General features: G+C 45.9%; 5 protein-coding genes. 4 read left to right on the forward strand and 1 reads right to left on the reverse strand.

All coding sequences use genetic code 11. The annotated features are described in order from the left end of the window. The 4 genes from VMW01_10470 to VMW01_10485 all read left to right on the forward strand — a co-directional run. Positions 1 to 1142: formylmethanofuran dehydrogenase subunit E family protein (locus VMW01_10470; GenBank protein ID HUW06673.1), on the forward strand; the 1142-nt coding region annotated here is incomplete at its 5' end. Beyond that, positions 1139 to 1582 carry a YhcH/YjgK/YiaL family protein gene (locus VMW01_10475; protein HUW06674.1) on the forward strand — a complete coding sequence of 148 codons (444 nt, stop codon included), beginning with the start codon at positions 1139 to 1141 and terminating at the stop codon, positions 1580 to 1582. The genes VMW01_10470 and VMW01_10475, both read left to right, overlap by 4 nt. 521 nt (positions 1583 to 2103) lie before the next feature. Beyond that, positions 2104 to 5211: an ATP-binding cassette domain-containing protein gene (locus tag VMW01_10480; protein ID HUW06675.1), complete on the forward strand. Its 3108-nt coding sequence runs from the start codon at positions 2104 to 2106 to the stop codon at positions 5209 to 5211. 314 nt (positions 5212 to 5525) lie between these two features. Continuing rightward, entirely contained in the window at positions 5526 to 6554 is a 1029-nt protein-coding gene (locus VMW01_10485; protein HUW06676.1) for a hypothetical protein, read from the forward strand. 9 nt (positions 6555 to 6563) lie between these two features. Here VMW01_10485 and VMW01_10490 read toward each other — a convergent pair. Continuing rightward, positions 6564 to 6701, reverse strand: a 138-nt coding sequence (locus VMW01_10490) for an IS1595 family transposase (protein ID HUW06677.1), incomplete at its 5' end; no start/stop codon positions are given.

Consider the following 6701-nt stretch of genomic DNA (forward strand, 5'->3'; position numbering starts at 1 on the left):
AGGCCAGCGAAAAGATATGGGGCGTGGCTGAGTCACCGGCGACCGAGGTAGGTGCCTATTCCGACTCGCTTACCCGCTGGTTTGATGGGAGCAAGGAGGAAATTACTTATGTTTGTTTAGGTCCCATCAGCAGCCTCAACCGCTGGGTAAAGAAGCATGGTGAGGTGGCTAACCTCCGTCGCGTAATTTGGTTCTATGGTGGTGGCAATACCAGCTACAACCCGGAGGTGAGCGGTGTCGACTGGCAGGAACTGCAAAAACTTCCCATTAATATTCATCTTATTGGACAGCTCACGGAGAACTACCCTAAGCTCACCGAAAGTTTGGTGGCAAAAGTCACCTCTACCGACGTGCCCCTTGCCAAGATAATGAAGCAGCGCTTTCAATCTGAGTTACTGCAGCACCAGCTACAGGCTCGACACTTCATCATGTGGGACGAGATGATACCAGTTTATCTTGCTTTCCCCTCGCTCTTCACCGTTCATCCGGAGGAGCAGAATCTGCGGATTGCCGATGTGCACATTGAGGATACCTCTATGATTGCCGATGGTTTTCTGAAGCTCTTCACGGCGCAGGGTTCTGCTCTCAGGGGTATTGTGCTAGAATATTTTCCCGTTTCGCCCGACGTGCTCTCACCCGATGTGGCTCCTTATGCGTTGGAAATTCAGAAGCGGCATGGTATGGAGGAGTGGAAGCTGGTCGTGCTAACCAACGAGATTCACCAGCATCTGGGCATATACTCCATTGTTGGCGCTAAGATGGGGCTTTTTGCTCGTGAGTATTTTGGCGTTGGTCTCGATAAAATGAAGGTGCAATCGAAAGCTGGATTTTACCCTTCTGTTGGCTGCCTGAACGATGGCCTTCAGATCTCCACAGGAGCAACGCTTGGTCGTGGTGACATTGAAGTGCTAACCACAAAGCCCTCCCTTCCATCGGCCATATTTATATGCCACGGTAAAAAACTGGAGGTGACCCTAAAGCCTGAGTATTCTAAGCAGGCAGCTAAAGATATTTCAGATGGTATTGTTAAGTATGGTAACCTCACCAATGGCTACTGGAATATGGTGCGGGAGCTCTCTATAAAGTATTGGCTGGAGTGGGATAGGAAGAAGATGTTTGACTATAAAGAAATTACCCAATGATTTTTGACAAAAAAGAGAGTTTATTAAAGTATCGAAACCTCCTTCCGGGGTTGGATTTGGTTAACGACTATTTGGTTAAAGGTGAGTTTGACTATGATGCTGGTCCAATCAATCTGCAGGGGGATAAACTTTTTGTAAGCCCTTTCAGTGGAGTGGGCAAGGCAAGGCACGAGGCAAAGCTAGAGGTGCACAGGCGCTACATCGATTTGCAGCTGCTCATGGAAGGCAATGAGGAGATTGGTTGGTGCCCACTTTCACTCTGCCATCAGGAGACTACACCCTACGATGAGGAAAAGGATATTGCCTTCTACCGCGATTCACCCCGCGATTTTCTGAAGCTTACCCCAGGCTACTTTGCCGTATTTTTTCCCGACGATGCCCACGCTCCATTAATAGGGGAGGACATCAAAAAAATGGTATTTAAGTTTTTAGTTGAGTAGCCATAGGGGCATACTTCTGGTTGACTCCACCTCATTTTTCCAACGAGTCGGGGAGGCTGGGATAGAGGTCGAGCCCAGTGGCTTTCTCCACGCTATCGACAGGAACGGCAAATGCAGACAGAGGCTTTGCCGTTTCTCTATTTGGTATAATGAAGCCAATGGCCCAGTAGCGTCTGCTTGCAGGCTAGACAGGGTTTAAATTTTGAAACAAGATAGTTGGATTTAGAGAACTCTTTTGGTGGGCAATGAAAGATTTTGCTTTACGACACTCTTCAAAACTTCGCATGTAAAACTCCTACGGAGTATTGACAGCGCTGTGATGAGGTTTTTTTACAAAACTACACCACCTACGGCGAAAATTTTTCCTATCGATCTACCCACTATTCAGATTTCACGTTGAGATAATGCACAGTAATTGAATAGCCTTCTTCGTGGGAGATCAATATTCTCATTCCTTAAAATTCCCTACCCAAACTTCGCCGTAATTTTCCTACTTTTATGTGACCTAAAACCGCATTTGAATGAACGAATCGATTCTGAAAGTGCTGATGCAGCTCTTCGCCTTTTTGGTAGACGTGGAGCAGGATGGCCTTACCGGAAATGCTCGTGAGGTGGTGAAAACATACCTTGAAAAAGAGTTTGGTGATGAACAGATGAACACCTTTTTGGTGCAGTTCGACGAGATGCTCCAGCTTTATCACCAGGAGGCAAAGCACCTGGAGGAGGATAATGGCACCTTTGTCTTTTCGCAGGCTCTAAACAGAATTATTGACCAGATTAATCACGAGTTTGAGCAGTACCATAAGATGTGGCTTGTGCTGCAGCTTATCGAATTCTTGGGCGATGGCGAGGTGGTTACCGATAAGCGGCTGGAGCTGATTCGGGCGCTGGCAGCCAGCTTCCGCATTAGCGAGTTCGAGTTCAACAACTCGTTACAGTTTATTCTGGGACAGGCGGAATCGGATATGCCCATCAGCGAGAAGCTCCTGCTGATTGACTCCAATGCCGACTTTTCGCACTCTAAAATGAAGCACCACCTGAGCGAGAAGCTCAAGGGTAAAATATACGCGCTGCACATCGACAGCACCAACACCTTTCTCATTAAGTATTTTGGTGCGAACAACCTCTTTCTCAATGGCCATAATGTAAAGGTTGGCCGTGCCTATATTTTTGGTGTTGGTTCCGTTATTCGAAGCCCCAAAACCGATCCCGTATACTACTCAAAGGTGGCCACCAAGTTTATTTCCGGGCTGGCAAAGGAGAAGATACGCTACACTGCTTCCAATATCTCCTTCCACTACAAGGGAACCGACAATGGCATATACCCCTTTAGTCTGCAAGCGGAGAGCGGCCAGCTTATTGGCATTATGGGCAATAGCGGTGTGGGAAAGTCTATCCTGCTCAACGTACTCAATGGCAACCAGAAGTTGCATACCGGTCAGATTTGCATCAACGGTTACGATATTCACAAAGAGCGGAGCGAGGTGGAGGGGCTTGTTGGCTACGTTCCGCAGGACGACCTGCTCATTGAGGAGCTCACTGTGTACCAAAACCTGATGTTCAACGCCAAGCTCTGCTTTGCTAACCACACGGAAGCTGAACTGAAGGAGATGGTGGACCAGAGCCTTATGGACTTTGACCTTGTGGAGGCACAGGAGCTTAAGGTGGGTAACCCGCTGAACAAGTTCATAAGTGGTGGTCAACGCAAACGGCTCAACATTGCACTGGAGTTGATGCGCGAGCCGGCCGTACTTTTTGTTGACGAGCCCACCTCGGGCCTTTCGTCCAACGATTCGGAGAAGGTTATGTTGATGCTCAAGCGGCAAACCATTAAGGGGAAGCTGGTGATGGTGAATATCCATCAACCCTCGTCCGACGTGTTTAAGCTCTTCGACAAGCTGCTGATTATGGACCATGGTGGCCGCATTATTTTTCAGGGAAACCCCATGGATGCTGTAGTTTACTTCCGCACGGCTGCCCACTACCTTAAGGCCGATGAGAGCGAATGCTACGCCTGTGGAAACGTGAACACCGAGCAGATTCTCAAAATTATTGAAGCCCGTGTGGTGAACGAGTATGGCCGCCTCACCCGTAAGCGCAAGCGGAGTGCCCGCGAGTGGTACGACATCTATCAAAAACGGGTGGAGCCTACGCTCAAGAAGGTGGAATGCGGGCAGCGAAGCCTTCTGCCCACAAATGCATTTAAGATACCCGACCTTGCCAAGCAGCTGCTCATATTTGTGAAGCGTAACGTGTTGGCTAAACTGGCCGACCGCCAATACCTTACCATTAGTATGTTGGAGGCGCCTATACTGGCCCTCGTTATCGGCTTTTTTACCCGCTACGCCGCGACCACTTCTGGGGTGGCTACGCGCTACATGTTTGGCCTCAACGACAACATCCCGTCGTTCCTCTTTATGAGCGTTATTGCAGCCCTCTTTATGGGGTTGAGCGTGAGCGCCGAGGAGATTATCAAGGACCGGCGAATACGAGAGCGCGAAAAGTTTCTTCACCTCAGCCACTTCAGCTACATCAACTCCAAGGTGATGGTGATGCTAGCCATCTCTGCCATTCAGGCGTTGCTGTTTGTCTCCGTGGGAAATGCGCTGCTGGGCATCCGCGGCATGTTCCTCAGCTACTGGCTCATATTCTTCAGCACCGCCTTTACTGCCAACATGGTGGGACTCAATATCTCGGCTGCACTTTCGTCGGTGGTGGCCATCTATATTACCATACCGCTCATTCTTGTGCCGCAACTGCTCTTTAGCGGCGTGGTGGTACCCTTTCAGAAGTTGCAACGCAGCGTAACCTCGCAGCTCTACGTGCCGGTGATTGGCGATTTAATGATTTCTCGTTGGTCATACGAGGCGCTTATGGTGCACCAGTTTCGCTCAAACCGATTCGAGCGACACTTTTTTGCCTTCGACCAGGAGTTGAGCTGCTGCTCCTACTACTTCAACTACCTCATTCCCGCCCTGCAGCTCAAGGTGCAGGAGCAGGCTCGCCAGCAGGAGCTCAACGCCGAGCCGGAGATTGCTAACCACAACCGTTTGCTGATTGCCAGTGGTATTGCCGAAGTAAAGGCTCACGTTGCGGGTGTAGATTCGCTTGCGAACAAGAATGTGGCGCTGTTTCTTACTGGAAACATGGTGCCCGACTCGCTGCTCCGCTACTTGGCCGATTGCCGCATGGTGTTTAGTGCACAGTTCGATAGCACCATGCGCCGGCGCGATAGGGCTTACCATAAATTGGAGGCACGGTTGGGCGGAAACGACCGGGTGGTGCTACTCAAGCAGCAATACCACAACGCTGCCCTTGCCGACGTTGTGCTGAGCAACAACGATCTCACTAAGATTGTGGAGGACAACGACCGCTTTGTACGGCGCAAGGAGCCCGTGTTTACCATTCCCGATAACCCCTACGGCCGGGCGCAGCTCTACGCACCCGTAAAGCGAATTGGCGGATGGCTGATTCCCACCTTCTGGTTCAACGCCATGGTGCTGTGGCTCTTTAGTGCGGTGCTCTACGTTATGCTACTTTCCAACGCTTCACGCAACCTTGGACGCTACTTTGAGGTGTTCAAGTTCCGCCGGTTGGCCCGCCGCATTTCGCGCTACCTGCCTCGCTAGCGTAATGTTTGGCTACACTGGCCAACGCAACTCATTCTTTGTGCAACCGCCGCTCCATACTGGGGTGGCGGTTGTGTTTTGGGGAAGTTTTGGGGATTGATCTTGTTGCCTGAATTGGTGTTTTACAAAGCCGAGTAGTAAAATTTGTTTGATATAATTTGGTCTTCAAATATAATTGTTTGATTTATTGCAAAAGAATTGTAAATTTGGGTGTTTTATGCGCTATGTGATAAAATATATGGAGATAGAAGTTGTTGAGTGTAGTTTGTTAGATGTATAAACTAGTTGACGGTTGTTGAAATTCAATATACATAATGAATATTGAGAAGATAAAAACTGAAGGATTTCTGCTTAATGAAGCATGTCATAAGGTTGATGATGTTGCTTCTCTTTCATTGAATTTGTCATTTAAATCATATTTTTCTACATATAGGAGTGTTGATTATTATCTAATCCTATTATCAGAGAAATCTAAATCAGAAGAGGAAAAAGACTGTTTTTATACTATAGATTATATTGAGAATGCATGTGAAGCAATATTTCATTTTCAACATTTTGTGGAGTTAATTATTAAAGATATTTTGCATAACGAGCATGAATTACTATTAATAGATGCTTCAAAAGCACACGATTTGCTATATGATTTAGTAAAAGGTAAGAAATATGATAATAAAGATTTACAAAGAGCGTCATACATAGGATATAGTCTTGCTCTTGAAAGATTGGTGGCTCTAATTGAAAAAAATCGATTGGATAAAAATATGTATGGTTTTATTGAAAAAGCAAATGAATGGCTTAGGGCAATTAATCATCTTAGAAATAGAATTGTACATAGAGGTGTTTTTGTATTAAGGTATGAAGCCCTAGATTATCTTTTTGGAAAGTATATTTTTCCTTTTGTGATTAAGGTTGCTTCTTTACCAGCATATAAAAAAGATGTAAGTTTTAAAAGATTCCTGAAAAACGATTTAGGAATTGATCCGGTAAAAGAGATAGTTAAACACTTTGCAGAAGAATCATATTCACTAAATAAGGTTTCTCTTTTAAAGGAGATAGGAAGGGCATCAGCAGAAAACCCACTTCTAAATCGCAAATATGTTATTCGTCATGATGATGAAATAAAAAAGAGAGCAGAATTAATTGCTCGTTCATTAGTTTCGTATGATAAGCTTAATGTAGTTAAGTTATGTCCTATTTGCAATACAAATTCTTTAGTTGTGTATAAAGACTGTCATTTTGATATGGATGAACAAGAGTCATATGATTCTTCTTATCGTGTAAAATGTTTTTGTTGTTCGTTTGAACTCGATAATAAAATTGGAGATATTAATAAGATGAATTGAATTAGCCATTTAAGTAATAAGCATTTTATAGGAATGCGGTTGTATGGTCAGCATTCTGTCTAAAAGGTTGTCAAATAGACCTTTCCCCATAAAGCTACGGTTAAATCGGTAGGTATACTCATCGATATAGGATTGTAAAAGTTCTGC

The sequence above is a fragment of the Williamwhitmania sp. genome (assembly GCA_035529935.1).
GTDB lineage: Bacteria > Bacteroidota > Bacteroidia > Bacteroidales > Williamwhitmaniaceae > Williamwhitmania.